The sequence below is a fragment of the Microbacterium sp. 11MF genome (genome assembly GCF_000383475.1).
Taxonomy (GTDB): Bacteria; Actinomycetota; Actinomycetes; order Actinomycetales; family Microbacteriaceae; genus Microbacterium; species Microbacterium aquilitoris.
In genome coordinates this window covers 1,006,907-1,032,269 of the sequence record NZ_KB911459.1, presented here as the reverse complement: position 1 = coordinate 1,032,269, position 25,363 = coordinate 1,006,907, and the positions used below count along the sequence as shown (strand labels likewise).

Sequence of the window (25,363 nt, the reverse complement as noted above, 5' to 3'; positions counted from 1 at the left end):
TCGAACCTACGAAGCGGGCTCGGACGGTTCGTCGGGGCTCTGCACGGAATCCACAAAGGCGGCGGCGATCACCTGTGCGGTCTGTTCAATCTGCCAGGTCCGGGCGCCGAGGTTGAGGAGGGCCTCACCTACTGATTCCGCGGTGATCTCCGCGGGAGGATTCCACGCGACCCGACGCAGGAGATCGGGCGTCAGGAGGTTCTCGGTCGGCATGTGCAGCTCTTCGGCGCGCGCCTCGACGACAGGTTTGGCAGCCTTCAGACGTGCGTCCGCGGCGGGGTTGCGGTCCGCCCACGCGCGCGGCGGGGGCATCCCGTCACCCGGGCCGCGCTCGGAGGGAAGCGCGGGGTCGGCTCGTCCCGCCTCGATGGCCGCCCACCAGCGATCCAGCTGATTGCGGCTCGCGCGACCCGTGAACTCCTTGACCCGTGCGAGGTCCTGTTTCGTCGCGGGGTCGGCGATGACGGCGGCGACGAGGGAGCGGTCGGGAACCAAACGGCCCGGAGACACATCCTCCTCCCGCGCATACTCCTCGCGCGCCGTCCAGAGGGCACGGGCTACCGCCAGGGCGCGACGACCGCGGACGGTGTGCAGTCCGCTGAGACGACGCCACGGCTCCTCGCGTGCGGGCTTGGGTGCGCGCGTGCGGACGGCCTCGAACTCCTCCTGGGCGAATCCGGTCTTCTCATGCTCGTCGAGCTCAGCTGCGAGGGCATCGCGCACATCGATGAGGTGCAGCACGTCGAGGGCCGCGTACTCCAGCCATCCCTGGGGCAGAGGGCGCGTCGACCAGTCCGCAGCGGAGTGCGCCTTGGCGAGGGTGATCCCGAGCGTCTGCTCCACCACGGCGCCGAGGCCGACGCGTTCATGGCCGAGAAGCCGGGCGGCGAGCTCCGTGTCGAAGATCCGGGGCGGCTCGAGACCTGCCTCGCGGAGGGACGGCAGATCCTGGCTCGCGGCGTGGAGCACCCACTCTTCGTCGCCGATCGCTGCCTGCAGCGCCGACAGGTCGCCGATCGCGGGCGGATCGAAGAGATAGACCTCGCTCCCGCGACGGTAGACCTGGATGAGATAGGCGCGCTGCGAGTACCGGAACCCGGACGCCCGCTCCACGTCGACCGCGACCGGACCGTGCCCGGCCGCCAGGCGCGACGCTGCGGCCGCCGCCGTCTCCTGATCGGCGATGACCTCGTATTCAGCCACGTGTACTCCGCTGCCCGCCGAACACGGCGATGTTCTCCGAGCCCGGGGGAAGGCCTGCCAACATGCAGACCAACTCACCCCAGGCATCCATATGACTGGCGACGTCCCCCTCGGGGGACCACGAAGCGCGGAGCTCGATCTGCGCGCCGTCGCCCTCCGCGGCCAGCGTTCCGAATCCCTTCGAGAGGGTCTTCGTCGCTGTGCCGGATGCCGCGTGGAACGTCGCTCCACGTGCGGCGAGGGCGTCGACCAGCCAAGACCAGGCTACGTCGGCCAGAAGGGGGTCGGTGCCGATCTCGGGTTCGAGCGGTGCCTGCGCGAAGCAGACGATCCGCCACGGTCCGCCCCAGGCATCCGGTTCGGACGCGTCGTGGAGGATCACGATGCGTCCGGTGCCGTACGGGGATTCGCCGTCGTCGTCGGGACGCACGTCGCCGGCGAACGCGATGGCATCGGGAGCCAGCGAGGAGGGGGCGGCGATCTCGCGCACCACGAAGTCGTCGCGGAAGCCCAGCGCGCGGAGCTCGTCGCTGACGGCGGGGAAATCCGGCGTCGCGGACGGAGGTTCGGTCACGGCGACAGACTAGAGTGAGGGCACCATGATGGCTTCCAGGCGCGCCGCTCCCGACGTCGCCCGGCAAGGAACCGTCATCGCCCTCCGAGGCACGGTGGTCGCACTCGCGACCGCGTTCGTGAGTGCGACGGGGCTTCTGGCGCTCCTCGCCGGAGGCGTCGCCCGGAGAGTGGTGACCCCGTCGGCACGCGTCCCCGACACGACGATCATCGACGTCGACACCGCGGCGCAGACGATCACCCTCTCGCGCTCGGACGACACGGTCCTCCCGGGCCGCTACGGCCTCTTCACAACCGGGACGCACAGCTACGTCAAGCTCGGCACGGTGCTCTCCGCACGCGGCGAGACGGTGACGCGCAAGCTGCTGACCCAGATCGACGAGTCCGACAGTCTGGCATCGGCCGCCGGCTTCAGCGGGTGGTACTTCTCCGACCCCGCCGAGCTCCACCTCCCCTTCGAGTGCGTGGAGGTCGGAACAGCGCTCGGCGTCTGTCCTGCGTGGGTGTTCCCGGGCGCTGCGTCCGAGGATGCCGCCCCAACCGAAGACGTGTGGGCGGTCCACATCCACGGTCGAGGCACGACGCGCGCCGAGACGCTGCGTGGCGTGCCGCTGTTCCATGCGGCGGGGATCACATCGATCCTGGCCTCCTACCGGAACGACCCCGACGCTCCCCGGAGCAGAGGGGGCACGTCGGCCCTCGGGGCGACGGAGTGGCGCGACGTCGATCGCGCGATCGGCTACGCCCGTCGGGCCGGAGCCCGACGCATCGTGTTGGTCGGGTGGTCCATGGGCGGCGCCATCGCGATGCAGCTCGCGGTCAACTCCGCTCACCGCGACCTGATCGGCGGGGTCGTCCTCGATTCCCCCGTCGTGGACTGGCGCCAAGTGCTCAGCCACCACGCGGCCCTCAGCGGCATCCCTCGTCCGCTGACCCGAGTGGCCCTCGATGCTCTGACTCGTCGGTGGGCGTCCCCGCTGACCGGCGCCGCCGACCCGATCTCCTGGGACCGTCTCGACGTTCTCGCCCAGGCCCGTGATCTCGTGACGCCGACGCTGATCCTGCACAGCGACGGAGACGACTTCGTCCCCGCGCAGGCTTCGCGGGATCTCCGCGACCTGCGCCCCGACCTCATCGAGCTCGAGGAGTTCGAGGGTGCCCGCCACACGAAGCTGTGGAACTACGACGAGGAGCGCTGGACGAGCCGCATCCGCGAATGGCTCGACGCGCGAGGGCTCAGCGTCGCCGGAGCCGCAGGTAGCTGAAGCCGTCGTCGTCGACGAGGACGCCGGCCGGCCACGTGTCGATCGGTCGACGAAGGGGCAGGAACGGCCCGGCCGTGGGAACCAGATGCGGTGCGGCGGTGACGCAGTACTCGTCGATCAGGTCGTCCGCTGCGAACTGGGCCGCCAGGGTGGGGCCGCCCTCGCACACGATGTGGCGCAGCCCTCGCTCGATGAGGGATGACAGGATGCCGGTGGCCGACATCCGCCCCTCGCTCGCCGCGACGGGCACCACGGTGACACCGTGGGCAGCCGGGGGCGGCTCCGCACCCTCGGGCATGACGAGCAGCACCTGGTCGTCGGGGCCGTCCGGATCCGGGTCGAGGCGGTGACCGGCGAGGTCTCCGGAGCCGGTGATCACCGCCAGTCGCGAGCGACGGGGGAGCAGGTAGCCCTCTGCCCGCACGGTCTCGGCGCCGACGATGATCGCATCGGCGCTGGCGCGGATGACGCCCAGGATCGCCCGGTCGGCGCGGTTGGTGAGCGTGTCGCTCGTGCCGTCGGGCCCGACCGCGGATCCCGTCAGGGACGTGATCATGTTGAGCCGGACCCAGTTCTCCTGAGCGGGCGCGTACCGATCGGCGATCCAGCGACGGCCGTCCGCGCTCGCGGCATCCACTCGCTCTCCGGATGACGGCAACACCTCTGTGACCCACACCCGGCCATCCTCGCACGCGGCGAGGACGCCTGCCCGGGTGACTAGGCTTGACGGGTGCCTGTCACCTCCTCCGGAACCACTCATCTGAGCGAACGCGATCCGAAGGTGAGCGGAGCCGAGATGGTCGCCGCACTCGTACCGCCTCCGCAGTTCGATCACGCGACCTTCGCGACCTACCGTGCCGACGAGTCCTACCCGTCTCAGCAGGGGGCGAAGGACCTGCTCGAGGTGTTCAGCTCGGGCCGCGGGGCCCCCGCGGCCCGCGGCGGGTTCTTCCGCCGGGCCAAGCGCGAGGCTCCGATGAAGCCCGGCGTCTACCTCGACGGTGGGTTCGGCGTCGGCAAGACCCACCTCCTCGCCGCGATCTACCACGCGACGCCGGCCCGTCGGAAGTACTTCGGCTCGTTCATCGAATACACCGCCCTCGTCGGCGCGCTGGGGTATCAGAAGACGGTCGAGCTGTTCCGCGGCGCCGACCTCCTCTGCATCGACGAGTTCGAGCTCGACGACCCGGGCGACACGATGGTGATGACCCGACTGATCGCCGAGCTGGTGCCGACCGGCACGAAGCTCGCCGCGACCTCGAACACACCGCCGAACGCCCTCGGTGAGGGGCGTTTCGCCGCGCAGGACTTCCTCCGCGAGATCCAGGCGATGTCCGAGCACTTCCAGACGATCCGCATCGACGGCACCGACTACCGGCAGCGAGCCGTCGACGGCCACGCCGTGGTCCTCGACGACGCCGCCTACGAGAGCGCGATGACGGATGCCGCGGCATCCGCCCTCGTCTCCGATGACGACTTCAGCGCCTTCATCGGTCACCTGGCGTCGGTGCACCCGTCGCGCTACATCCGCCTCATCGAGGGCATCGGAGCGATCGGTCTGCGGAACGTGGTCGGTTTCGATGATCAGGCTGCCGCGCTCCGGTTCGTGGCGTTCGTCGACCGGGCCTACGACGCGCAGATCCCGATCCGCGCGACAGGCGTGGCCCTGGACTCGGTGTTCCGCGAGGACATGCTCGCGGGCGGGTACCGCAAGAAGTACCTCCGCGCCGTCTCGCGACTGGTCGCTCTCACCCACTCGTAAGCAGCATCAGGTTCTTCTCGGAGTGCCGGGAAACCTGATGTTTACCTCGTCGCCACCCTCGTAACCGGCGCGAAACACGGACGCGCCTCCGGGCGAAACCGCGGACCCCGACACTGGGGGCACCCGACGCTACACCTGCGTCCCTGCAGAGAGGTTCCCTTCGAGATGGATCAAGGCAACACCGCATTCATACTCATCGCGGCCGCACTAGTCCTGCTGATGACCCCAGGTCTCGCGTTCTTCTACGGCGGCCTCGTCAAGGCGAAGAGCGTCATCAGCATGATGATGATGTCCTTCGGCGCACTCGGCCTCATCGGCGTCCTGTGGGTGCTCTACGGCTACGCCATCGCGTTCCCGGGCGAGTCGGGAACGGTCTTCCCGTGGGCCATCGATGGCGGAGCGATAGGCCTGAGCAACGCACTGGAGCTCGCTGACGGGGCAAGCTACCCCGAGCTGGCCTTCATCGCCTTCCAGGCGACGTTCGCCATCATCACCGTCGCTCTGGTCTCTGGCGCGATCGCCGATCGGGCCAAGTTCGGTGCGTGGATGATCTTCGCGGGTGTCTGGGCGACCGTCGTCTACTTCCCGGTTGCCAGCTGGGTCTTCAACTTCGGTCTCGCTGACGACGGATCGTTCGAATACGGCGGCTGGATCACCCACGGTCTGCAGGACGTCTTCGGCGTCGGCGTCATCGACTTCGCCGGCGGCACCGCGGTCCACATCAACGCCGGTGCGGCGGCTCTCGCCCTCGCGCTCGTCCTCGGCAAGCGCGTCGGCTTCCAGAAGGGCGTCCACGTCCCCCACAACCCGCCGTTCGTCCTCCTCGGCGCCGGCCTCCTGTGGTTCGGTTGGTTCGGCTTCAACGCCGGGTCCGAGCTCGCGGCCGACAACACCGCTGCGCTCGCCTTCGTGAACACGATCGCCGCTCCGGCGGCGGCGCTGCTCGGGTGGCTCGTCGTCGAGAAGATCAAGGACGGCAAGCCGACGTCGGTCGGTGCCGCCTCGGGTGCCGTCGCAGGTCTGGTCGCCATCACCCCCGCCTGCGGTTCGCTGGACCCCATCTGGGCCATCGTCCTCGGCATCATCACCGGTGCCGTCTGCGCCCTCGCGATCGAGCTGAAGTTCAAGCTCGGTTTCGACGACTCGCTCGACGTGGTCGGCATCCACCTCGTCGGTGGTCTGATCGGAACGCTGTACCTCGGGTTCTTCGCCCGCGGCACGGGACTGTTCATGGGCGGAGACGCCTCGCAGCTGATCGTCCAGGCGATCGCGGCCTTCGCCGTGCTGATCTACTCCTTCGTGCTCGCCTTCATCATCGGCTTCGCGATCGAGAAGACCATCGGCTTCCGCGTCAAGAACGAGGACGAGATCGCCGGTATCGACACGATCGTGCACGGTGAGGCCGGCTACGTCCTGGAGGACGCCAAGGTCTGAGCCGTCACAACACACGGAGGGCGTCGCGGGATTACCCGCGGCGCCCTTCGTCGTCGTTCGTGACACGTTTCATTTTCTGCTTGTGCATTCTCGGCCGGCTGCCCTACGTTGAGCGGGAAGCGCTTTCCACACTGTCTCCGTCCAACGAAGGACGAGAAAGGACGACGATGTCCCGCATCCGTACGACCGCCGCCTGGGCGGCCGCAGCCGTTTTCGCTGTCTCGCTGGTCGGCTGCACCCCTGCCACGTCTCAGTCGGGCGGTTCGTTCGACCCTGATGAGAAGGTCTCCCTCGATTTCGCGTGGTGGGGCAACGACGACCGTGCGGCTCGCTACGCGAAGCTCATCGAGGCCTTCAACGAAGAGCACCCGAACATCACGATCAAGACGACGTTCACGGACTTCCCGAGCTACTGGGAGCAGCGGCAGGTCGAGGCAGCGAGCGGCAGTCTCCCAGACGTCTTCCAGTTCTCGGACAGCTACCTGCGCCAGTACGGCGAGAGTGGTGCGATCCTCGATCTGAACGAGGTGGCCGATCAGATCGATGTCACGACGTTCGACGACAGCCTGCTCGGCACGGGCCGATTGGACGGCACGCAGTACTCCCTCCCGACCGGTTACAGCCTCTGGGCGAACTTCGTGAACGAGGACCTCTTGAAGAAGGCGGGTCTCGAGCTCCCGGCGGCGGGCTCGTCGTTCGAGGAGTTCGATGACTGGCTCGCCGAGGTGACAGAGAAGACCGGCGGCGACCCCTTCGGCGGGACCGATTACACGCAGCGCATCCAGGTGTTCGAGCTGCAGCTTCGCGCCGCGGGGAAGGCGCTGTACACCGACGACGGTGAGCTCGGCTTCACGAAGGACGAGTTGGCGACATTCTGGGAGTCCGGAGCGCCGCTGCGCGACGGGATCACCATTCCCCAGCAGCAGCTCGAGGAGATCAGTCCCATCTCGGGCTTCGGCTCGACCCGGACGCTCAGTGAGATGAGCTGGAGCAACTTCCTCGGCGGGTACCTGGCCGATTCGGGTGCGTCGTCCATCGCGATCGTGGCTCCGCCGACGACGGATGCCGGGGCGAAGGACCTCTACCGCCAGGGCGGTCTGCAGGTCGCGATCTCCTCGCGGACGAAGCACCCCGAGGCCGCCGCGATCTTCCTCGACTACGTCGTCAACAGCCCGGAGGCGGGGGAGATCTTCGGCACGACCCTCGGCTTCCCGGCATCCAGCAGCAAGCTGGAGGGCACGAAGCTCGAAGGGCCCGATCAGCAGGTCGCGGACTACATCGAGTCGGTCTCCGACCGGATCGGCGACGCCCCGCCGCCGGCGGTCGTGGGATACGGCTCGCTCGAGCAGAAGTTCTGGGATCTGGGCAAGGAACTCGGGCTCGGAACGAAGTCGGTGGATGCCGCGGTGGACGAGTTCTTCGCCGAGGCGGACGTGATCCTCAACAACTGACCGGACCCGCGGACGAGGGCTAGGGTGACGGCGTGGCATCCCGTCTGATCTCCGCCCTCGTCCGCTTGTTCCGGTCCTCGCCTGACACGACCCGGCCCGCCGGAACCGTGCGTGTGATGCCCGGCGACGTGCGGGACCTCCGCATCAGCTATCGCCCGGAGTCGGACGGGGATCCCGAGGCGGGTGAGATCGTTTGGACCTGGGTTCCGTTCGACGAAGCTGACGGGCGTGGCAAGGATCGTCCGGTCCTCGTCATCGGGCAGCACGGTCGTGACCGGCTGTACGCGGTCCGCCTGACGAGCAAACCCCACGACCGTTATGGAGAGCATCTGGCGCTCGGATCGGGGGAGTGGGATGCCTCCGGCCGCCCGTCATGGGTAGACCTCGGCCACCTCTACAGCGTCCCGCCGGGTGCGATGCGACGCGAGGGAGCCGCCCTGGACCGTCGCCGCTTCGATCAGGTCGCCGCAGCGCTGAAGGCCCGGTACGGCTGGTCCGTCTGAGACCTGAGAACGACGAAAGCCCCCGGAAATCCGGGGGCTTCTCGGTGGGCGATGCCGGACTCGAACCGACGACCTCTTCCGTGTGAAGGAAGCGCGCTACCAACTGCGCCAATCGCCCGAATGACACTCGGGCCGATGACCGAGCATACCGGATGCCGCGGCCCCGACCGAACCCGCCCGCGCCGTGACGGCGAGACACGCGCGGGGCGGCGCCGGTTTTGCGCTGGCGCGGGAATCGTCTAATGTTTAACGAGTGCCGGAGAGATCCGGAACGAAATGCGGATGTAGCGCAGTGGTAGCGCATCACCTTGCCAAGGTGAGGGTCGCGAGTTCGAATCTCGTCATCCGCTCGAGTGTGGGGATCTTCCTCCGGGGAGATCACGTCACGTGGGTCAAACCACACACGGTGGCGTGGCCGAGTGGCTAGGCAGCGGCCTGCAAAGCCGTCCACACGGGTTCGAATCCCGTCGCCACCTCCACTCACAACTCAACAGCCTTCACAGGCGCGATTGGCGCAGCGGTAGCGCGCTTCCCTGACACGGAAGAGGTCACTGGTTCGATCCCAGTATCGCGCACAGATAAACCCCCGATCATCCGGGGGTTTTTTGTTGCGCCGACAGGGCGCGCGATCGCGCGCCCTGCGCCGTCAGCCGGCGGTCTCGTCGGACTCCGGCAACTCGTGCAGGCCGGCAGGCGAGTTCGCCAGGGTCATCAGCCGCGCGACCCAGTCCTGATTCAGCGGGATGCGGGTGTCGTGGCGGCGCCGGAACGCGAGACGCGCCGCGCGGTTCATCCAGACGGTCGTGCGCCCGGTGCCTTCTCCCGCTGCTCGCGACCACGTGAACAGGAACGCCTCACCTCGGCGGAGCTTCGCGTAGATCACGGCTTCGAGGTGCACGAGGGTGCGGTCGTCGATGTCGAATCGAGTGGTGGCGTTGTAAGAGAGGAGTCCCATGGAACCGACCCAGGTCTAGGCGTACAAAGAGGGCGGAGCTGCGGTCTCCTCTGTCATTGTGCCATCCGATCAGCCGTTCCCGTGTCCGGCGCGGCCGTGTCACACCCGGGGATCCCTCGCTGACAGACTGACCCCATGACCACCGCCCGGATCGTCGCCCTCTTCGTCGTTGCCGCCCTCGCCGAGATCGGCGGAGCCTGGCTGATCTGGCAGGCCGTACGCGAGAACCGCGGCTGGTGGTTCGCGCTCCTGGGCATCGTCGCACTCGGCGCGTACGGGTTCGTCGCCGCGTTCCAGCCGGATGCGAACTTCGGTCGAGTCCTCGCGGCCTACGGCGGCGTCTTCATCGCAGGTTCACTCGCCTGGGGAATCGTCGTCGACGGGTTCCGTCCGACGCTCTGGGACTACGTCGGGTCGGCGATCGCCCTCGTGGGGGCCGCGATCATCATCCTGGCTCCCGTCGTCGTCGACGCAGGAGAGGCGTGACCGCGACCCCGGGTCGCCTCAGGGGACGATGACCGCGCGGCCGCGGACCGTTCCCGCGGCGAGGGCCTCGTATGCCTTCGGTCCCTCGTCGAGCGAGTACCGCTGGATCTCGACGCCGACCTGCCCGGAACGAGCGAGCTCGAGCACTTCGATCAGCTCGCTGCGCGACCCCCAGTACGGGATGCGGAGAGCCGCGTCGTAGGCGATGGAACCGAAGCCGACGTGCGCTGTTCCGCCGCCGATCCCGACGATCGTGACGTCCGCGTCGAGCGCCGCCGCCGCGACAGCGGTCGCGATCGTGGGCTCGGCGCCGACGAAGTCGAAGACGGCGTTCGCTCCCAGGCCGTCGGTGAGTTCGCGGATCCGATCGACCGCGTTCTCGTCGCTGATCACGGTGTGGTGCGCGCCCACCTCCCGTGCCAGCTCGAGTTTCTCGTCGGTGACGTCCAGCGCGATCACCGTCGCCGCCGAGACGGCACGGAGGATCTGGATCGCGACGTGGCCCAGCCCGCCCGTTCCGATGACGACCGCGGTCGTCCCGGCGCCGAGCTTCGGCAGGGACGTCTTGATCGCGTGGTAGGGCGTCAGACCGGCATCCGTCAGTGACACGTTCTGCACGGGATCGAGGTCGCCCAGCGGCACGAGGTGACGTGCGCTGTCGACGATCATGTACTCCGCCATCGAACCGGGCGCGCCGAGACCCGGAGGCATGATCCCTTCGGCCTGCGCGTTCGTGCAGTAGTTCTCCTTGCCCTGAGCGCAATTGCGGCAACGACCGCAACCCCAGGGCCCGTATACGGCGACCGCGTCGCCGATCTGGAGGTGTTCGACGCCCTCGCCGAGCTCCTCGACGATGCCCGCGCCCTCATGCCCGAGGGTGAGCGGGAGCGGATACCCGGCGGCGGTGTACTCCTCCTCGCTCAGACTCATGACGAACTCGTCCGAGTGGCAGACGCCCGCGGCGGTGACCTTCAGGAGGACCTGACCGGGTCCGGGAGAGGGCTTCTCGATCTCGACGACTTCAGGGTGGGAACCGATGCGCGTGTACTGGAGTGCCTTCATGCTCCGCACGCTACGCCTGCGGATCCCCCGCGCGCACGGCCCTGCGCCCGCGCAGCCGGGACGATAGGATCCGGCCATGGCCCACCTCGTGCTCACTGTGGTCGGCGACGACCGTCCCGGACTCGTCAACGCCCTCGCCGAGCAGGTGTCCGCCGTCGGCGGCAACTGGGAGCGCAGCGAGCTCGCCGAACTCGCCGGCGCGTTCGCCGGCATCGTCCTCGTCACGATCGAGGACGACCGCGAAGCCGACCTGGTCGCGGCTCTCGAGGGGCTCGAAGGGATGCTGCGCGTCACCGTCCACGGCGGCCGGGCCATCGCGCCCGCTGACGCCGTCGAGCGCTCCCTCGAGGTGACGGTCCTCGGCAATGACCGTCCGGGCATCGTCCGCGACGTCACCGCCGCGATCCCCGCTCACACTCTCAGCATCGACACGTTCCGCAGTCGCACGCTCGACGCGCCGATGGCCGGTGGGACGCTCTTCGAGGCGACTGTCGCGTTCCGTCTCCCGGCTGGGGCGGACGCCGCCCCGGTGACCACCGCGCTCGAGGAGCTCGCGGGCGAGATCCAGGTCGACCTCACCGTCGCCTGACCCCGGGCGCCCGCGGCGCGGGGTCAGCGGAACAGGAGCGGCACCGTGGCTGCGGCCACGACGAGCGGCGCGGCGACGAGGCCCCAGAGGATGAACCGACGCCACGGCAGGTGGACGTCTGCGGCGACGAGCCGTTGATGCCACAGAAGTGTCGCGAGCGAGGCCCACGGGGTGATCAGGGGGCCCGCGTTCACTCCGATCAGCAGCGCGGCAAGACGTTCCGGCGTGTCTGCCGTCGTCTCGAGGAGCAGGTACGCGGGCAGGTTGTCGAGCCCATTCGCTGTGACGAGCGCGGTTCCCGACATGCGCAGGAGGTCGAGGGGCTCCGACCCCGAGCCGGCGAGCGCCGTGGCGAGCTGGCCGGAACCCCACGCCTCGAGCGCCGCGACGGCGGAGAAGAGGCCGGCGGCGAAGACCAGCAGCGACCACGGCACCAAGCGGATGCCGAGGGCCCGCGGCGAACGCCAGGCGAAAAGGACGAGCAGCGCGACGGCTGCGCCCGTCGCCGGGATCCATGGCTCGATAACGCTGACCAGCAGGGGGAGCAGTGCCAGGACGACGATGGATGCCGCGACCAGCTGCACCCTGTCGCTCACCGGCGGCGGCGCCGCCACCGTGAAGATCCCGACCAGCGACCGGCGGTGGAACGACCAGAGCAACCCGACGGTCACGAGGATCGCGACCGCGGCGGACGGCCCCAGAAGGAGGACGAACGAGGCAGGGTCGGCGGCCCCCGGCATCCGAGCCAGGGCGAGGAGGTTCGTCAGGTTCGACACCGGGAGCACGAGGGAGGCGGTGTTGGCGAGCCAGACGGTGGTGAGCGCGAACGGCAGTGGGGGCAGACCGTTCGCGCGGGCGACGGCGATGACGACGGGCGTCAGCAGCACGGCTGTCGTGTCGAGGGAGAGGAACGCCGTGGTCACGACGGCGAGCACGACGACGAGCACCCAGAGGAGCGCGGTGCGTCCCCGCGACAGGCGAGCGAGCCACGACGCCGTGACGTCGAAGACGCCGGCCTTCGCGGCGAGCTCTGCGACGATCGTGACCGCCACGACGAACGCGAGGATCGGCAGGACGCGTTCGGCGACGTCGCCGAGGTCGGCGAGGGGGAGGACCCCGGTGACGAGGGCGGCGATCGCCCCCAGGAGCAGGACGAGTCCCGCGAGAGCGAGCTTCACGGCATCCATCATCGCCCCTGTCCGCCGCCCAGTAGACTCGCAGGATGCAGAACGGCCGGTCATCCCACCTCGCCGGTACGCGAACGCCGCGGGCCTGAGCGGGCGGAGCGCGTCGTGCGCTCGAAGCTGACTACTCTCATCCGAGCCACTTCCTGGAGATCCTCCCTTGTCTGATCTGATCGCCCCGGCGGATGTCGACCTTCCTGCCGACGGTTTCGCCCTGTTCCCCGACCGCTCCGTCGTCGCCCTCCGTGTCCGCGGCGAGCTGAAGGACCTCGCGACGGTCGTCGACTCTCTGGACGGCGTCGAGCCCGTGACGGTGTCGAGCCCCGATGGGCTCAACATCCTGCGCCACTCGACGGCCCACATCCTCGCGCAGGCCGTGCAGCGCGTCCGCCCGCAGGCGAACCTCGGTATCGGTCCGCCGATCACCGACGGCTTCTACTACGACTTCGGCGTCGACGAGCCGTTCACGCCGGAGGACCTCAAGGCCATCAAGAAGGAGATGGAGCGCATCGTCCGCGAAGGACAGCGCTTCGTCCGCCGTGTGGTCACCGATGACGAGGCCCGCGCCGAGCTCGCCCACGAGCCGTTCAAGCTCGAGCTCATCGGGCTCAAGGGCGGATCCCAGGAGGCGGCCGAGGGCGCGTCCGTCGAGGTCGGCGCCGGCGAGCTGACGATCTACGACAACGTCACCCGCGACGGCGAGACCGCCTGGAAGGACCTCTGCCGCGGACCCCACGTGCCGAGCACCCGTGTCGCCGGCAACGGCTGGGACCTCACCCGCGTCGCCGGCGCCTACTGGCGCGGCAGCGAGAAGAACCCGCAGCTGCAGCGCATCTACGGCACCGCGTGGCCCACGAAGGACGAGCTGCGCGCCTACCAGCACCGACTCGAGGAGGCGGCCAAGCGCGACCACCGCAAGCTCGGCAAGGACCTCGACCTCTTCTCCTTCCCCGAGGAGATCGGGCCCGGCCTGTCGGTGTTCCACCCCAAGGGTGGGATCATCCGGTACGAGATCGAGCGCTACATGCGCGAGAGCCTCCTCGCCAACGGGTACCAGGTCGTGAACACGCCCCACATCACCAAGGGCGACCTGTTCATGACGAGCGGTCACCTGCAGTGGTACGCCGACGGCATGTACCCCCCGATGGTGCTCGACGAGGTGGTGGATGCCGACGGTCACGTCTCACGCGAGGGCCAGGAGTACTACCTCAAGCCCATGAACTGCCCGTTCCACAACCTGATCTTCCGCTCGCGCGGACGCAGCTACCGCGAACTGCCGCTGCGGCTCAGCGAATTCGGCTCGGTCTACCGCTACGAGAAGAGCGGCACGCTCGCCGGCCTCACCCGAGTGCGGGGGATGACGCAGGACGACACCCACATCTATGTGACCGCCGAACAGGTCAAGGGCGAGCTCGAGCACAGTCTCGAGTTCGTGCTGAAGACCCTGCGCGACTACGGGCTGAACGACTTCTACCTCGAGCTCTCCACGAAGGAGGAGGGGAACCCCAAGTTCATCGGCGACGACAGCCTGTGGGACGAGGCGACGCAGACCCTCCGCGAGGTCGCCGAGGGTTCCGGTCTCGAGCTTGTGCCCGACCCGGGCGGGGCCGCGTTCTACGGCCCGAAGATCTCGGTCCAGGCACGTGACGCGATCGGTCGCACCTGGCAGATGTCGACGATCCAGCTCGACTTCAACCAGCCGGAGCGGTTCGAGCTCGAGTACACCGGCCCCGACGGTGAGAAGCACCGTCCCGTCATGATCCACCGTGCGCTGTTCGGGTCGATCGAGCGCTTCTTCGCGATCCTCCTCGAGCACTACGCGGGGGCCTTCCCGGTGTGGCTCGCCCCGGTCCAGGTCGTCGGCATCCCCGTGGCCGAGGAGTACGGCCCGTACCTCGATGAGATCATCGCTCGTCTGCGCGCCGCCGGCGTCCGAGCCGAAGTCGACCACTCCGACGACCGCATGCCGAAGAAGATCCGCACCCACACGACCCAGAAGGTCCCCCTGCAGCTCATCGCGGGGGAGCAGGACCGTTCCGGGGGCACGGTGTCGTTCCGGTTCCGCGACGGGTCGCAGACCAACGGCATCCCGGTGGACGAGGCGATCGACAAGATCGTCGCGGCGATCTCGGGTCGTCTTCTCGTGAACACGGCCGAGGACCTCGTATGAGCGACCCCGACGAGGGTCGTGCGGAACCGGCATCCGCTCTCGCGGGTGTGCCGGACGAGTTCCAGCGACTCTGGACCCCGCATCGGATGGCCTACATCCAGGCGGGACCGGAACCCCTCAAGCACGACTGCCCGTTCTGCGCCGCACCCGGCAAGTCGGACGAGGAGGGGCTCATCGTCGCCCGCGGCGAGACGGCGTACGTCCTGCTGAACCTGTTCCCGTACAACTCCGGTCACCTGCTCGTGTGCCCGTACCGCCACTTCGGCACGTACGACGAGGCGACGCCCGAGGAGGTCGCCGAGATCGGCGCGCTGACCCAGGTGGCCATGCGGGTGCTGCGGAAGGTCGCGAACTGCGACGGCTTCAACCTCGGGATGAACCAGGGCGAGGTCGCCGGTGCGGGCGTCGCGGCGCACCTGCACCAGCACGTCGTCCCCCGCTGGGCGACGGACGCGAACTTCTTCCCGATCATCGCGAAGACGAAGGCGCTTCCCCAGCTGCTCGGCGAGGTCCGCCAGTCGGTGGCGGACGGCTGGCCCGTCCTCTGACGAGCCCGCCGCCCGCGGTGGTCACCGGACCTGAGTGACCTCGAACTGCATCCGCGGGTGCGCGTACGCCTCCTGCGACTCGACGAGCTGCAGTTCGCGCGTGCCGGCGTCGTAGGTCTTCTGCAGAAGGTCGAACACGCTCGAGGTGGTCTTCGCGAGCGCGTCGGCGGCGTTCCCGCTCTCGCGGAAGTGGGCGGTGAACAGGGCGGCGGTCACGTCGCCGGAGCCGTTCGCCTTCATCGGGATGTGCGGGGTGCGGACGATCCAGGCACCGTCATCCGTCACGGCGAGCATCTCGATCGTCCCCTCGGGGCGGTCGGGCCGCTCGACGCTCGTCACGAGCACGGTCGACGGTCCCAGGGCACGCGCCGCGTCGACGGAGGCGAGGGTCGACTCGAGATCGGCCGGGTCGGTCCCGGTGAGGAAGCCGAGCTCGAACTGGTTCGGCGTGATCAGGTCGGCGGCGGGGACAACCCGCTCGCGCAGGAGGACCGGGATGGCGGGGGCCACGAAGCATCCGCTCTTCGCGTTGCCCATGACAGGGTCGCAAGCGTAGATCGCGTTCGGATTGGCGGCCTTGACGCGCGCGACGGCGTCGAGGATGACGTCGCCGATCCCCTCGCCGCCCTGGTAGCCCGAGAGGACCGCGTCGATCTCGCCGAAGGCGCCGCGTTCCTCGATGCCGGTGATGACGTCGGCGACGTCCTGCGGGCTGATGAGCGGGCCGCGCCAGGCGCCGTACCCGGTGTGGTTCGAGAAGTTGACGGTGTAGACCGGGTAGACCTCGACGCCGATGCGCTGCAGCGGGAACACGGCGGCGGAGTTTCCGACGTGGCCGTACGCGACGGCGGACTGGATGGAGAGGATCTTCACGGGGCGGTACTCGCTTCCGGTGAGGGCGCGATCGCTCGCGCCGAGGCGGCGACGTCGGCGGCGAGCCGCGCGAGGTCGGTGTCGGACAGGTCGTGGACGGTGAGGCGCAGGCGGCGACGGGCGTCGTCGTCGGCGAGGACGAATTCGTCGCCGGGTCGAGCGAGCCAGCCGCGTCGCATCAGCTGCTCGGCGACGGCGCGGGCGGGAGCCGGGACGCGCACCCACAGGCTGAGGCCGTCGCCCGCCGTCGTGGGGACACCCTGGCGCGTCAGTTGGTCGGCGAACGCCTCGTTGCGCGATCGGTAGTGCTGAGCCGCGCGTTCGACCCCTGCCATGACCTCGTCGTCGGACACCAGGGTGACGGCGAGGCGCTGCAGGAGATGGCTCACCCACGTCGACCCGGGGCTGAGTCGCCGAGCCAGTCGCTCCGCCGTGTCGCGGTCACTCGCGGTCACGGCCAGGCACATGTCCGGCCCGAGGAACTTCGAGACCGACCGGATCAGGGCCCACCGACGATGGTCGGGGCCGATGATCGAGTGGTACGGCTCCCGCGAGAGCATCGAGAAGTGGTCGTCCTCGATGACCAGGACGTACGGATGCCGCGCCAGCACGGCGCGGAGCTCCGCCGCCCGCTCGGCGGTCAGGCTCACGCCCGTGGGGTTCTGCGCGCGGGGCGTGCAGACGATGGCGCGGACGCCCGCGTCGAGCGCGGCCTGGAGGCCGGCCACCGTCATCCCGTGGTCGTCGACGGGGATGGCGACGGGCCGGTAGCCGCCGATCTTCACGGTCCGCAGTGCCGACAGGAAACAAGGGTCTTCGAGTCCGACTCCGTCGTCGCGGGTGAGGGCGTCGGCGAACAGCCGCTCGAGCGCGTCGACGGCACCGCCGGTGATCGTCAACCGGAGGTCGTCGCGGCCCGGCAGGTCGTTCTCGATCCACCGGGCGGCCCACGCTTCGAGGTCCGGGTCGATCGTCGGCTCTCCGTAGAGGACGGGGCGACCGGCGAGGCTCGACAGGGCGAGGGAGGGGTCGGGGATGAGGGTCGGATCGGGGTTCCCCGTCGCGATGTCGCGGAGGACCGTGTCGGCGGCGAAGCCTTCTTGGGCGGGGTCCGAGCGCGGCGCCACGCGGGTTCCGGCTCGGCCGGCCGTCTCGACGGCGCCCGCGGCGGCGAGGTGGCGGTACGCCGCGACGACCGTGTTCCGGTTGACGCCGATCGTGTCGGCGAGCGCGCGAACCGGCGGCAGCGCAGCGCCCGGGGTGAGATCGCCGCGGTCGATGAGGGAACGGATGCTGTCCGCGATCTCCGCAGCGGTGTCGCCGCTGATCGCCAGGACATCGTTCGTCATGCCGTCGAGTCTATGTCCGGGTCATGCTAGCTTTTGGCCTATGCCAACGAATTCGACCGGAACGGCGCGCGTCAAGCGCGGCCTCGCCGAGATGCTCAAGGGCGGCGTCATCATGGACGTCGTCACCGCCGACCAGGCCAAGATCGCCGAGGACGCCGGCGCCGTCGCCGTCATGGCGCTCGAGCGCGTACCGGCCGACATCCGCGCCCAGGGCGGCGTCGCACGCATGAGCGACCCCGATCTCATCGACGACATCATCGCGTCGGTCTCGATCCCCGTGATGGCCAAGGCGCGTATCGGACACTTCGTCGAGGCTCAGGTGCTGCAGGAGCTCGGCGTCGACTACATCGACGAGTCCGAGGTCCTCTCACCCGCCGACTACGTGAACCACATCGACAAGTGGGGCTACACCGTGCCCTTCGTCTGCGGTGCGACGAACCTCGGCGAGGCACTGCGGCGGATCACCGAGGGAGCGGCGATGATCCGCTCCAAGGGGGAGGCCGGCACGGGCGACGTGTCGGAGGCCATGAAGCACATCCGCAAGATCCGCGGTGAGATCGCCGCCCTGTCGGCGCTGTCGAAGGATCAGCTCTACGTCGCCGCGAAGGACCTGCAGGCGCCGTACGAGCTCGTTGCCGAGATCGCCGAGACCGGCACGCTCCCCGTCGTCCTCTTCGTCGCCGGTGGCGTCGCGACGCCCGCGGATGCGGCGATGATGATGCAGCTCGGGGCCGACGGGGTGTTCGTCGGGTCCGGCATCTTCAAGAGCGGCAACCCCGCCGAGCGCGCCGCCGCGATCGTGAAAGCGACGACCTTCTTCGACGACCCGAAGGTCGTCGCGGACGTGTCCCGGGGGCTCGGCGAGGCCATGGTCGGTATCAACGTGTCCGATCTCCCCGCCCCGCACCGGCTGGCGGACCGGGGCTGGTGACGAGACCTCGCATCGGCGTCCTCGCCCTCCAGGGCGATGTCCGTGAGCACTCCCGGGTGCTCACGGACCTGGGTGCCGACGTCGTCTCGGTCCGGCGTCCCGGCGATCTCGCCGCGGTGTCCGCGCTCGTCCTCCCCGGTGGCGAGTCGAGCGTGATCGACAAGCTCTCCCGCGCCTTCGGAATGCGCGAGCCCCTGCGTGCCGCGATCGCGGGCGGGATGCCGGTCCTCGGCACGTGTGCCGGCCTCATCCTCCTCGCGGACCGGCTCGAGGACGGCATCGTGGGTCAGCAGACGTTCGGCGGGCTCGACGTGACCGTGCGACGCAACGCGTTCGGCTCGCAGACCGAGTCGTTCGAGACCGATCTCGAGGTTCCGGCGGTGGGGGACCCGCGCGTGAAGGCCACGTTCATCCGTGCGCCGATCGTGAGCGAGGTCGGTCCGTCGGCCGAGGTGATCGCGCGTCTCCCCGACGGCGGCGTCGTCGCGGTCCGGCAGGGGGGCGTGATGGGGCTCGCGTTCCACCCCGAGCTCGACGGCGAGAGGCGCTTCCACGAGCTCCTCCTGGATGCCGCGCGTGACGCGTAGCGAAGGGGCTCGGCCTCGGTCCTAGACTGGACCCTGCGCTTTTTCCGAGAGGAGTCCCATGAGCGGACATTCCAAGTGGGCGACCACCAAGCACAAGAAGGCCGTCATCGACTCGCGTCGCGCGAAGTCGTGGGCGAAGCTCATCAAGAACATCGAGGTCGCCGCCAAGCTCGGCGGCGCCGATCTGCAGGGCAACCCGACGCTGTTCGACGCCGTCCTGAAGGCCAAGAAGACGTCGGTCCCCAAAGACAACATCGATCGCGCCATCAAGCGTGGCGCAGGCATCGGTGGCGAGTCCGTCGAGTACACCTCGATCATGTACGAGGCCTACGGCCCGAACGGCGTGGCACTCATGGTCGAGTGTCTGACCGACAACAAGAACCGCGCCGCCGCCGAGGTCCGGACCGCCCTCACCCGCAACGGCGGCACGCTCGCCGACCCCGGCTCGGTCGCGTACAACTTCGCCCGCAAGGGCGTCATCGTCGTCTCCGGCGAGGGCACGACCGAGGACGACGTCATGATGACCGCCCTCGAGGCGGGCGCCGAGGAGATCGAGCCGCACTCCGAGGGCTTCGAGGTCGTCACCGAGGCATCCGACCTCGTCTCTGTCCGCACCGCGCTGACCGACGCAGGTATCGAGTACGAGTCGGCGGACGTCGAGTTCGTCCCGAACCTCAAGGTCGAGATCGACGCCGACACGGCGCGCAAGGTCTTCCGACTGATCGACGCCCTCGAGGACAGCGAAGACGTCCAGAACGTGTACGCCAACTTCGACCTCACCGCCGAGGTGCAGGCCGAGCTCGAGGACGACGAGTCAGAGTAAGGCCTCACCGGGCGCGCCGACGAGCGGATGCCGCACCTCCCGCCTAGCGTGGGGGAGTGGCATCCGCTCTTCGCGTTCTCGGGATCGACCCGGGCCTGACCCGGTGCGGCGTCGGGGTGGTCGATGTCCGCCCCGACCGGTCGGCCTCGCTCGTCCACGTAGGTGTCGTCCGCTCCTCGCCGGAGGCGCCGATCGAGCAGCGCCTCGCGACGATCGCCGCCGGCATCCGTGCGGTCCTGGCCGAGCACGGGCCCGACGTCGTCGCCGTCGAGCGGGTCTTCGCGCAGCAGAACCGGAGCACGGTGATGGGCACCGCCCAGGCGAGCGGCATAGCTCTGCTCCTCGCGGCCGAGCACGGGCTGCCCGCCGCGACGCACACTCCGTCGGAGGTGAAGGCGGCGATCACCGGGTATGGGAACGCCGAGAAGCTCCAGGTCCAGACGATGGTCGCCCGCGTGCTGCGTCTGGACGCTCTCCCGCAGCCGGCCGACGCAGCGGATGCCCTGGCGCTCGCGCTGTGCCATGCCTGGCGGCGCGGGTCGTCGGCCCCCGTCGGTGCGGCGCTGACGCCGGCCCAGCGCGCCTGGGCTGAGGCCGAGAAGGCGTCGCGACGCTGACGCGTGTCGCTCGAACATACGTCCGAACGCTCCCGTAGGCTCGTCGCATGATCTCCTCGCTGCGCGGTCGCGTGATCCACCTCGAACCCGACTCCGCCGTCATCGACGTGCACGGTGTGGGATACGCCGTGGCCGTCACCGCTCAGTACGCACGGCAGGTGCACCTGGGCGACGAGGTCTTCGTCCACACGGCGATGATCGTCCGTGAAGACGCCATGCTGCTCTTCGGATTCGAGGACCGCTCCGAGCTCGACGTCTTCGGGCATCTGCTCAGCGTGTCCGGCGTGGGTCCGAAGTCCGCCCTCGGTGTCCTCTCGTCCCTCACTGTCGACCAGATCGCGACGGCGGTCGCCGACGAGGACGACGCTCCGTTCCGTCGTGTCTCGGGCATCGGTCCGAAGACCGCCAAGCTCATCGTGGTCCAGCTGGCCGGCAAGCTCACGGCGCCCACCCGCACCGCCGCGGGCGCCCCGATTCCGCAGGGGCTGGGCGCGCAGGTGTCCGCGGCCCTCATGGCGCTCGGGTGGAACGAACGCGTCGCACTCGAGACGGCGGAGAACGTCCTCGCCGATGCGCCCGCCGGAGCGTCGGTACCGGCACTCCTCAAACTCGCGCTCGCCCAGCTGGGCCCGGCCCGTGCGGAGCGCTCCGGTGTCTGATCCCCGCGACCAGCGCCTCCCCGAGAACGAGACCGAGCTCGCCGTCGAGGGTGCGCTCCGCCCCGGCTCACTCGCGGAGTTCATCGGGCAGATGAAGGTGCGCGGACAGCTGCAGTTGCTGTTGGATGCCGCCCGCATCCAACAGCGTCCCGCCGACCACATCCTCCTGTCGGGCCCGCCCGGACTGGGTAAGACGACTCTCGCGATGATCGTCGCGCACGAGAGCGAGCGGCCGCTCCGGATGTCGAGCGGTCCCGCGATCCAGCACGCCGGCGACCTCGCCGCCCTCCTGTCGAGCCTCGTGCCGGGTGAGGTGCTGTTCATCGACGAGATCCACCGCATGGCGCGCTCCGCCGAGGAGATGCTGTACCTCGCGATGGAGGACTTCCGCATCGACATCATGGTCGGAAAGGGAGCGGGTGCGACCAGCATCCCGCTCGACCTCGCGCCCTTCACCCTCGTCGGTGCGACCACCCGCTCCGGGCTGCTGCCCAACCCCCTGCGCGACCGCTTCGGCTTCACCGCGCACCTCGAGTACTACGAGCCGGTCGAGCTGGAGCAGGTCATCGCCCGCTCGGCGGTGATGCTCGACGTCGATGTGCCCGCGGCATCCCGGGAGGAGATCGCCCGCCGCTCGCGCGGCACCCCTCGCATCGCGAACCGGCTGCTGCGCCGCGTGCGCGACTACGTCGTCGTCCACGGCGGCTCGTCGACACAGGCGACCACGGGCGACGTCTCGGCGGCCCTCGAGCTTTACGACGTCGACGACCTCGGACTCGACCGCCTCGACCGAGCGGTGCTCGACGCGCTCGTGCGACGTTTCCGCGGCGGCCCCGTGGGACTGAACACCCTCGCCGTCACGGTGGGGGAGGAAGCCGACACGATCGAGTCGGTCGTCGAGCCCTACCTCGTCCGGATCGGGTTCATGGGACGCACTCCCCGGGGGCGGGTCGCGACCCCCGAGGCCTACGCCCACCTGGGGATCCCCCGTCACGACGGGGCGCTGACCCTCGATGACCTATAATCGCTGAAGGCTCCGGCCTCCCACCCTCTTCGCCGCATCGATGCGGCGTGCCCTCCCGAAAGGCGGACCCGCGTCCATGTTGCTTCTCTCCCAGCAGAACACCCAGCAGGCCACCGGAGGAAACTTCTTCATGGACTACGGCCTGCTCATCCTGCTGGCGGCTCTGCTGGTCTTCATGTTCGTCAGCTCGCGTCGCCGCGCGAAGAAGATGAAGGAGCAGCAGGAGCAGAAGGCTCAGCAGATGGTCCCGGGCGTCAAGGTCCTGCTCCAGGGCGGGCTCTACGGCACGATCGTCGAGTACGATCCGACCGACCTCTCCAAGCCGGCTCACGTGGAGCTCGCTCCCGGCATGGTCGTCGAGGTCCACAGCCAGGCCATCCTCCGCATCGTGGAGGACGAGGAGCCTGTCGTCGACGAGGACGAGCAGGTCGCCGGTGACGACGTCATCGTCTCGCGCGACGAGACGATCCTCGACTCGCGTCCCGTCGACAGCACGCCCGACGCGGACGACAAGCCCAAGGCCTGATCTCCTCCGCTTCGGCGGTCCCTGAAGAAAGTTCCCTCCGTGGCTTCATCCACCCCCGTCCGCCGCGCCTGGCGCGCACTCATCGGACTTCTCGCCCTGACCGCCGTGCTTTTCGGGGTGAACGCCGCGGGCGTCATCCTCTTCGAGAAGAGTTCGTGGGTGCCCGAGTTGGCGCTCGACCTCCAGGGCGGCACGCAGATCATCCTGCAGGCGCAGACCCGGGAGGGCGCTCAGCCCACAGCGGATCAGATGCAGCAGGCGGTCTCGATCATCCGTCAGCGTGTGGATGCCTCGGGTGTCGGCGAGACCGACATCACGACGCAGGCGGGCAACCAGATCGTGGTGCAGCTTCCGGGCATCGCCGACGAGGAGACGCGCGACCGCATCGGCCGTTCGGCGCAGATGCAGCTGCGGGCCGTCCTCTACACGGCGGCCCCGAGCAACACGTTCGTCGGTGACGACGGCAAGCAGACCCCGTACCCGACGCCCGGTCCGTCCCTGAACGCGACTCCCACTCCGGCGCCGACGAACGGCAGCGATCTGTCGTGGGCGACGGAAGAGGTGCAGGCCGAGTTCCTCGCCTACGACTGCGCGAAGCCCGCGAACGACCCGGCCCAGGAACCCGCGGATCAGCCGCTGATCACCTGCGACGCGGACGGTTCGGCCAAGTACCTCCTGGGGCCCGTGGAGCTCACTGGCTCCGCGATCTCCGACGCGACCAACGGTCTGAACTCGCAGAACGGCCAGTGGGCCGTCAACATCGTCTTCAACGGCGCCGGCACCAAGACTTTCGGCGACATCAGCCAGCGGCTCTTCAACCTGCAGTCGCCGCAGAACCAGTTCGCCTTCGTCCTGGACGGCGAGGTCATCTCCGCTCCGTCGATGAACGCCGTGATCACCGACGGCAAGCCGCAGATCACCGGCAACTTCGACCAGGAGACCTCGAAGACGCTCGCGGATCAGCTCAAGTACGGCGCTCTTCCGCTGAGCTTCGAGGTCCAGAGCAGCAACTCGATCTCGGCGACGCTCGGATCGCAGCAGCTGCTCATCGGTCTCGTCGCCGGACTCATCGGTCTCGCCCTGGTCGCCATCTACTCGCTGACGGTCTACCGTGCCCTCGGCTCGGTCATCATCGCCTCGCTCGCGGTCATGGGCGTCCTCACCTACATCACCCTCTGCATCCTCGCGTGGCGGATGGGGTTCCGACTCTCGCTTGCGGGTGTGGCCGGCCTGATCGTGACGATCGGCTTCACGGCCGACTCGTTCATCGTCTACTTCGAGCGCGTCAGGGACGAACTCCGCGACGGCAAGTCGATTACCGGTGCCGTCGAAGACGGCTGGGATCGCGCCAAGCGCACGATCTACATCTCGAAGTCGATCAACATCCTCGCCGCCGTCGTGCTGTACATCCTGGCCGACTCGACGGTGAAGGGCTTCGCCTTCACGCTGGGTCTGACCACCGTCATCGACGTGCTGATCTTCGTGCTCTTCACGCACCCTGTGATGCAGCTGCTCGCGCGGACGCGTTTCTTCGGCGGGGGGCATCCGCTCTCGGGTCTCGACCCGACCGCACTCGGTGCCGTCTACCGTGGTCGTGCGCAGTTCCGCGCACCCGTCGCCGCCGGCGGCAAGTCCCAGGCCGAGAAGCGCTCGTCGCGGTCCCGCAGCGAAGCCGTCCGCCGACAGACCATCGCTGAGCGCAAGCTCGCGGAGCAGAGCGGCACCAACCGCTCGGCAGGGGAGGGGAACGACTGATGCGTTCCATGAGTGATTTCGGTAACGATCTCTACACGGGCAAGGTCTCCTTCCCGTTCGTCGGCCGTCGCCGTCTCTGGTTCCTGATCGCGGCGATCCTCGTGATCGGTTCGGCGCTCGTGCCGGTCTTCCGTCCGGTCCAGTTCTCGATCGAGTTCACCGGCGGATCGCAGTTCACCGTCAACGACGTCGCCAAGCCCGACCAGCTGCTCGCGACCAAGGCGGTCCAGTCGGTCGTCCCGGACGCCGCGCCGCGCGTCACGACGGTCGGCGACGACAGCCTCCGCATCCAGACCGACCAGATGGGTGAGATCGAGACCCGCGAGGTCACCTCGGCTCTCGTCGAGGCGTACGGGGTGTCGGACAAGAGCGTCAGCTCGTCGTTCATCGGGCCGAGCTGGGGGGAGAGCGTGACTCGTCAATCCCTCTGGGGCCTGGCGATCTTCCTCGTACTGACGTTCGTGATCCTCGCGCTGTACTTCCGTACCTTCAAGATGTCGGTCGCCGCCATGATCGGTCTGGTCGACGTGCTCGTCGTCACCGTGGGCGTCTACGCGCTGTTCGGCTTCGAGATCTCGCCTGCGGCCGTGATCGGCTTCCTCACGATCTTGTCCTACTCGCTGTACGACACCACGGTCGTCTTCGACAAGATCCGCGAGAACACCTTCGAGGACGGCGAGAAGTCCGGTCGGACCTTCGGCGAGTCGGTCAACCTCGCCGTGAACCAGACCCTCATCCGATCGATCAACACGACCGTCGTGGCGGTGCTGCCGACGGGGGCGATCCTCTTCATCGGCGCCCTGTGGCTCGGGGCTCAGACCCTGACGGACATCTCGCTGTCGATCTTCGTCGGAACGATCGTCGCGGCGTACTCCACGCTGTTCGTCGCTGCGCCGCTGTACTCGCTCCTGCGCGAGAACGAGGCCGACCTCAAGGCGCGCGACCAGCGTGTCGTGGAGGCTCGCTCGGCAGCCGTCGCCGCGGTCTGAGCCGGATGCGCGCGGGCGTAGGATTGACCTCCAGTTCCAGGCGCG

26 protein-coding genes and 4 tRNA genes are annotated in these 25,363 nt (G+C 68.9%); 21 read left to right on the top strand and 9 right to left on the bottom strand.

Translation table 11 applies throughout. From position 1 onward, the window contains the following. Positions 1–6: 6 nt before the first annotated feature. Complete coding sequence (locus H286_RS0105065) at positions 7–1,203, bottom strand: ribonuclease D (RefSeq protein ID WP_020097333.1); 1,197 nt, start codon at positions 1,201–1,203, stop codon at positions 7–9. Then, positions 1,196–1,777 (bottom strand): DUF3000 domain-containing protein, encoded by a 582-nt coding sequence (locus H286_RS0105060; RefSeq protein WP_018186698.1) that lies wholly within the window; start codon positions 1,775–1,777, stop codon positions 1,196–1,198. The genes H286_RS0105065 and H286_RS0105060 overlap by 8 nt, the downstream gene beginning before the upstream one ends. A 25-nt stretch (positions 1,778–1,802) precedes the next feature. Between H286_RS0105060 and H286_RS0105055 the strand changes: the two genes are divergently transcribed. Beyond that, a complete protein-coding gene (locus H286_RS0105055; RefSeq protein ID WP_020665425.1) occupies positions 1,803–3,041 on the top strand; it encodes an alpha/beta fold hydrolase in 1,239 nt (412 codons plus the stop codon). Here H286_RS0105055 and H286_RS0105050 read toward each other — a convergent pair. Further along, positions 3,013–3,717: a dihydrofolate reductase family protein gene (locus H286_RS0105050; RefSeq protein WP_231370889.1), complete on the bottom strand. Its 705-nt coding sequence runs from the start codon at positions 3,715–3,717 to the stop codon at positions 3,013–3,015. The genes H286_RS0105055 and H286_RS0105050 overlap by 29 nt on opposite strands. A 54-nt stretch (positions 3,718–3,771) precedes the next feature. On the opposite strand from H286_RS0105050, the gene zapE reads away from it, so the two are divergent. From zapE to H286_RS0105030, 4 genes are all read left to right on the top strand, one after another. Continuing rightward, positions 3,772–4,803, top strand: coding sequence for a cell division protein ZapE (gene zapE, locus H286_RS0105045; protein ID WP_020665424.1), 1,032 nt, complete (start codon positions 3,772–3,774; stop codon positions 4,801–4,803). Between the two features lie 165 nt (positions 4,804–4,968). Next, on the top strand, positions 4,969–6,237 hold the full coding sequence (locus H286_RS0105040; RefSeq protein WP_020097330.1) for an ammonium transporter: 1,269 nt from the start codon (positions 4,969–4,971) through the stop codon (positions 6,235–6,237). A gap of 167 nt (positions 6,238–6,404) precedes the next feature. Further along, a complete protein-coding gene (locus H286_RS0105035; protein ID WP_020097329.1) occupies positions 6,405–7,688 on the top strand; it encodes an ABC transporter substrate-binding protein in 1,284 nt (427 codons plus the stop codon). Positions 7,689–7,720: 32 nt separating this feature from the next. After that, positions 7,721–8,191: a type II toxin-antitoxin system PemK/MazF family toxin gene (locus tag H286_RS0105030; RefSeq protein ID WP_020097328.1), complete on the top strand. Its 471-nt coding sequence runs from the start codon at positions 7,721–7,723 to the stop codon at positions 8,189–8,191. A gap of 45 nt (positions 8,192–8,236) precedes the next feature. On the opposite strand, the gene H286_RS0105025 is transcribed toward H286_RS0105030, so the two are convergent. Further along, positions 8,237–8,309 (bottom strand) — tRNA-Val (locus H286_RS0105025). Between the two features lie 160 nt (positions 8,310–8,469). Here H286_RS0105025 and H286_RS0105020 point away from each other — a divergent pair. From H286_RS0105020 to H286_RS0105010, 3 genes are all read left to right on the top strand, one after another. Beyond that, positions 8,470–8,541, top strand: a tRNA-Gly gene (locus tag H286_RS0105020). A gap of 55 nt (positions 8,542–8,596) precedes the next feature. Next, positions 8,597–8,670: transfer RNA gene (locus tag H286_RS0105015), tRNA-Cys, on the top strand. Positions 8,671–8,694: 24 nt separating this feature from the next. Beyond that, a tRNA-Val gene (locus H286_RS0105010) sits at positions 8,695–8,766 on the top strand. A gap of 71 nt (positions 8,767–8,837) precedes the next feature. Here the strand turns inward: H286_RS0105010 and H286_RS0105005 are convergent. Then, positions 8,838–9,146 (bottom strand): DUF7882 family protein, encoded by a 309-nt coding sequence (locus H286_RS0105005; protein WP_020097327.1) that lies wholly within the window; start codon positions 9,144–9,146, stop codon positions 8,838–8,840. 135 nt (positions 9,147–9,281) lie between these two features. Between H286_RS0105005 and H286_RS0105000 the strand changes: the two genes are divergently transcribed. After that, entirely contained in the window at positions 9,282–9,632 is a 351-nt protein-coding gene (locus H286_RS0105000; protein WP_020097326.1) for a YnfA family protein, read from the top strand. An 18-nt stretch (positions 9,633–9,650) separates the two neighbouring features. Here the strand turns inward: H286_RS0105000 and H286_RS0104995 are convergent, their stop codons facing one another. Continuing rightward, positions 9,651–10,694, bottom strand: coding sequence for an NAD(P)-dependent alcohol dehydrogenase (locus H286_RS0104995; RefSeq protein ID WP_020097325.1), 1,044 nt, complete (start codon positions 10,692–10,694; stop codon positions 9,651–9,653). 76 nt (positions 10,695–10,770) lie between these two features. Here H286_RS0104995 and H286_RS0104990 point away from each other — a divergent pair, with 76 nt between their 5' ends. Next, positions 10,771–11,283 (top strand): glycine cleavage system protein R, encoded by a 513-nt coding sequence (locus H286_RS0104990; RefSeq protein WP_020097324.1) that lies wholly within the window; start codon positions 10,771–10,773, stop codon positions 11,281–11,283. Between the two features lie 23 nt (positions 11,284–11,306). Here the strand turns inward: H286_RS0104990 and H286_RS0104985 are convergent, their stop codons facing one another. Then, entirely contained in the window at positions 11,307–12,473 is a 1,167-nt protein-coding gene (locus tag H286_RS0104985; RefSeq protein WP_020097323.1) for an SLC13 family permease, read from the bottom strand. A 154-nt stretch (positions 12,474–12,627) separates the two neighbouring features. On the opposite strand from H286_RS0104985, the gene thrS reads away from it, so the two are divergent. Further along, entirely contained in the window at positions 12,628–14,637 is a 2,010-nt protein-coding gene (thrS, locus tag H286_RS0104980; RefSeq protein WP_020097322.1) for a threonine--tRNA ligase, read from the top strand. Beyond that, on the top strand, positions 14,634–15,185 hold the full coding sequence (locus H286_RS0104975; protein WP_020097321.1) for an HIT family protein: 552 nt from the start codon (positions 14,634–14,636) through the stop codon (positions 15,183–15,185). The genes thrS and H286_RS0104975 overlap by 4 nt, the downstream gene beginning before the upstream one ends. Before the next feature lie 21 nt (positions 15,186–15,206). Here the strand turns inward: H286_RS0104975 and pdxY are convergent, their stop codons facing one another. Continuing rightward, positions 15,207–16,058 carry a pyridoxal kinase PdxY gene (gene pdxY / locus H286_RS0104970; RefSeq protein ID WP_020097320.1) on the bottom strand — a complete coding sequence of 284 codons (852 nt, stop codon included), beginning with the start codon at positions 16,056–16,058 and terminating at the stop codon, positions 15,207–15,209. Continuing rightward, positions 16,055–17,407: an aminotransferase class I/II-fold pyridoxal phosphate-dependent enzyme gene (locus tag H286_RS0104965; RefSeq protein ID WP_020097319.1), complete on the bottom strand. Its 1,353-nt coding sequence runs from the start codon at positions 17,405–17,407 to the stop codon at positions 16,055–16,057. The genes pdxY and H286_RS0104965 overlap by 4 nt, the downstream gene beginning before the upstream one ends. Positions 17,408–17,447: 40 nt before the next feature. Between H286_RS0104965 and pdxS the strand changes: the two genes are divergently transcribed. The 9 genes from pdxS (at position 17,448) to secF (ending at position 25,318) form a co-directional block, all read left to right on the top strand. After that, positions 17,448–18,338, top strand: coding sequence for a pyridoxal 5'-phosphate synthase lyase subunit PdxS (gene pdxS / locus H286_RS0104960; RefSeq protein WP_018186716.1), 891 nt, complete (start codon positions 17,448–17,450; stop codon positions 18,336–18,338). Continuing rightward, positions 18,335–18,925: a pyridoxal 5'-phosphate synthase glutaminase subunit PdxT gene (pdxT, locus tag H286_RS0104955; protein WP_020097318.1), complete on the top strand. Its 591-nt coding sequence runs from the start codon at positions 18,335–18,337 to the stop codon at positions 18,923–18,925. Before pdxS ends, pdxT begins: the two co-directional genes overlap by 4 nt. 58 nt (positions 18,926–18,983) lie before the next feature. After that, on the top strand, positions 18,984–19,748 hold the full coding sequence (locus tag H286_RS0104950) for a YebC/PmpR family DNA-binding transcriptional regulator (RefSeq protein ID WP_020097317.1): 765 nt from the start codon (positions 18,984–18,986) through the stop codon (positions 19,746–19,748). 56 nt (positions 19,749–19,804) lie between these two features. Continuing rightward, entirely contained in the window at positions 19,805–20,365 is a 561-nt protein-coding gene (gene ruvC, locus H286_RS0104945) for a crossover junction endodeoxyribonuclease RuvC (RefSeq protein ID WP_018186719.1), read from the top strand. A gap of 47 nt (positions 20,366–20,412) precedes the next feature. Next, positions 20,413–21,024 (top strand): Holliday junction branch migration protein RuvA, encoded by a 612-nt coding sequence (gene ruvA, locus H286_RS0104940; RefSeq protein WP_018186720.1) that lies wholly within the window; start codon positions 20,413–20,415, stop codon positions 21,022–21,024. Next, on the top strand, positions 21,017–22,048 hold the full coding sequence (ruvB, locus tag H286_RS0104935) for a Holliday junction branch migration DNA helicase RuvB (protein ID WP_018186721.1): 1,032 nt from the start codon (positions 21,017–21,019) through the stop codon (positions 22,046–22,048). The genes ruvA and ruvB overlap by 8 nt, the downstream gene beginning before the upstream one ends. 76 nt (positions 22,049–22,124) lie before the next feature. Continuing rightward, complete coding sequence (locus H286_RS0104930) at positions 22,125–22,574, top strand: preprotein translocase subunit YajC (protein WP_018186722.1); 450 nt, start codon at positions 22,125–22,127, stop codon at positions 22,572–22,574. 39 nt (positions 22,575–22,613) lie between these two features. Next, entirely contained in the window at positions 22,614–24,329 is a 1,716-nt protein-coding gene (gene secD, locus H286_RS0104925) for a protein translocase subunit SecD (RefSeq protein WP_018186723.1), read from the top strand. Beyond that, on the top strand, positions 24,329–25,318 hold the full coding sequence (gene secF, locus H286_RS0104920; protein WP_028497396.1) for a protein translocase subunit SecF: 990 nt from the start codon (positions 24,329–24,331) through the stop codon (positions 25,316–25,318). The genes secD and secF overlap by 1 nt, the downstream gene beginning before the upstream one ends. Positions 25,319–25,363 lie beyond the last annotated feature (45 nt).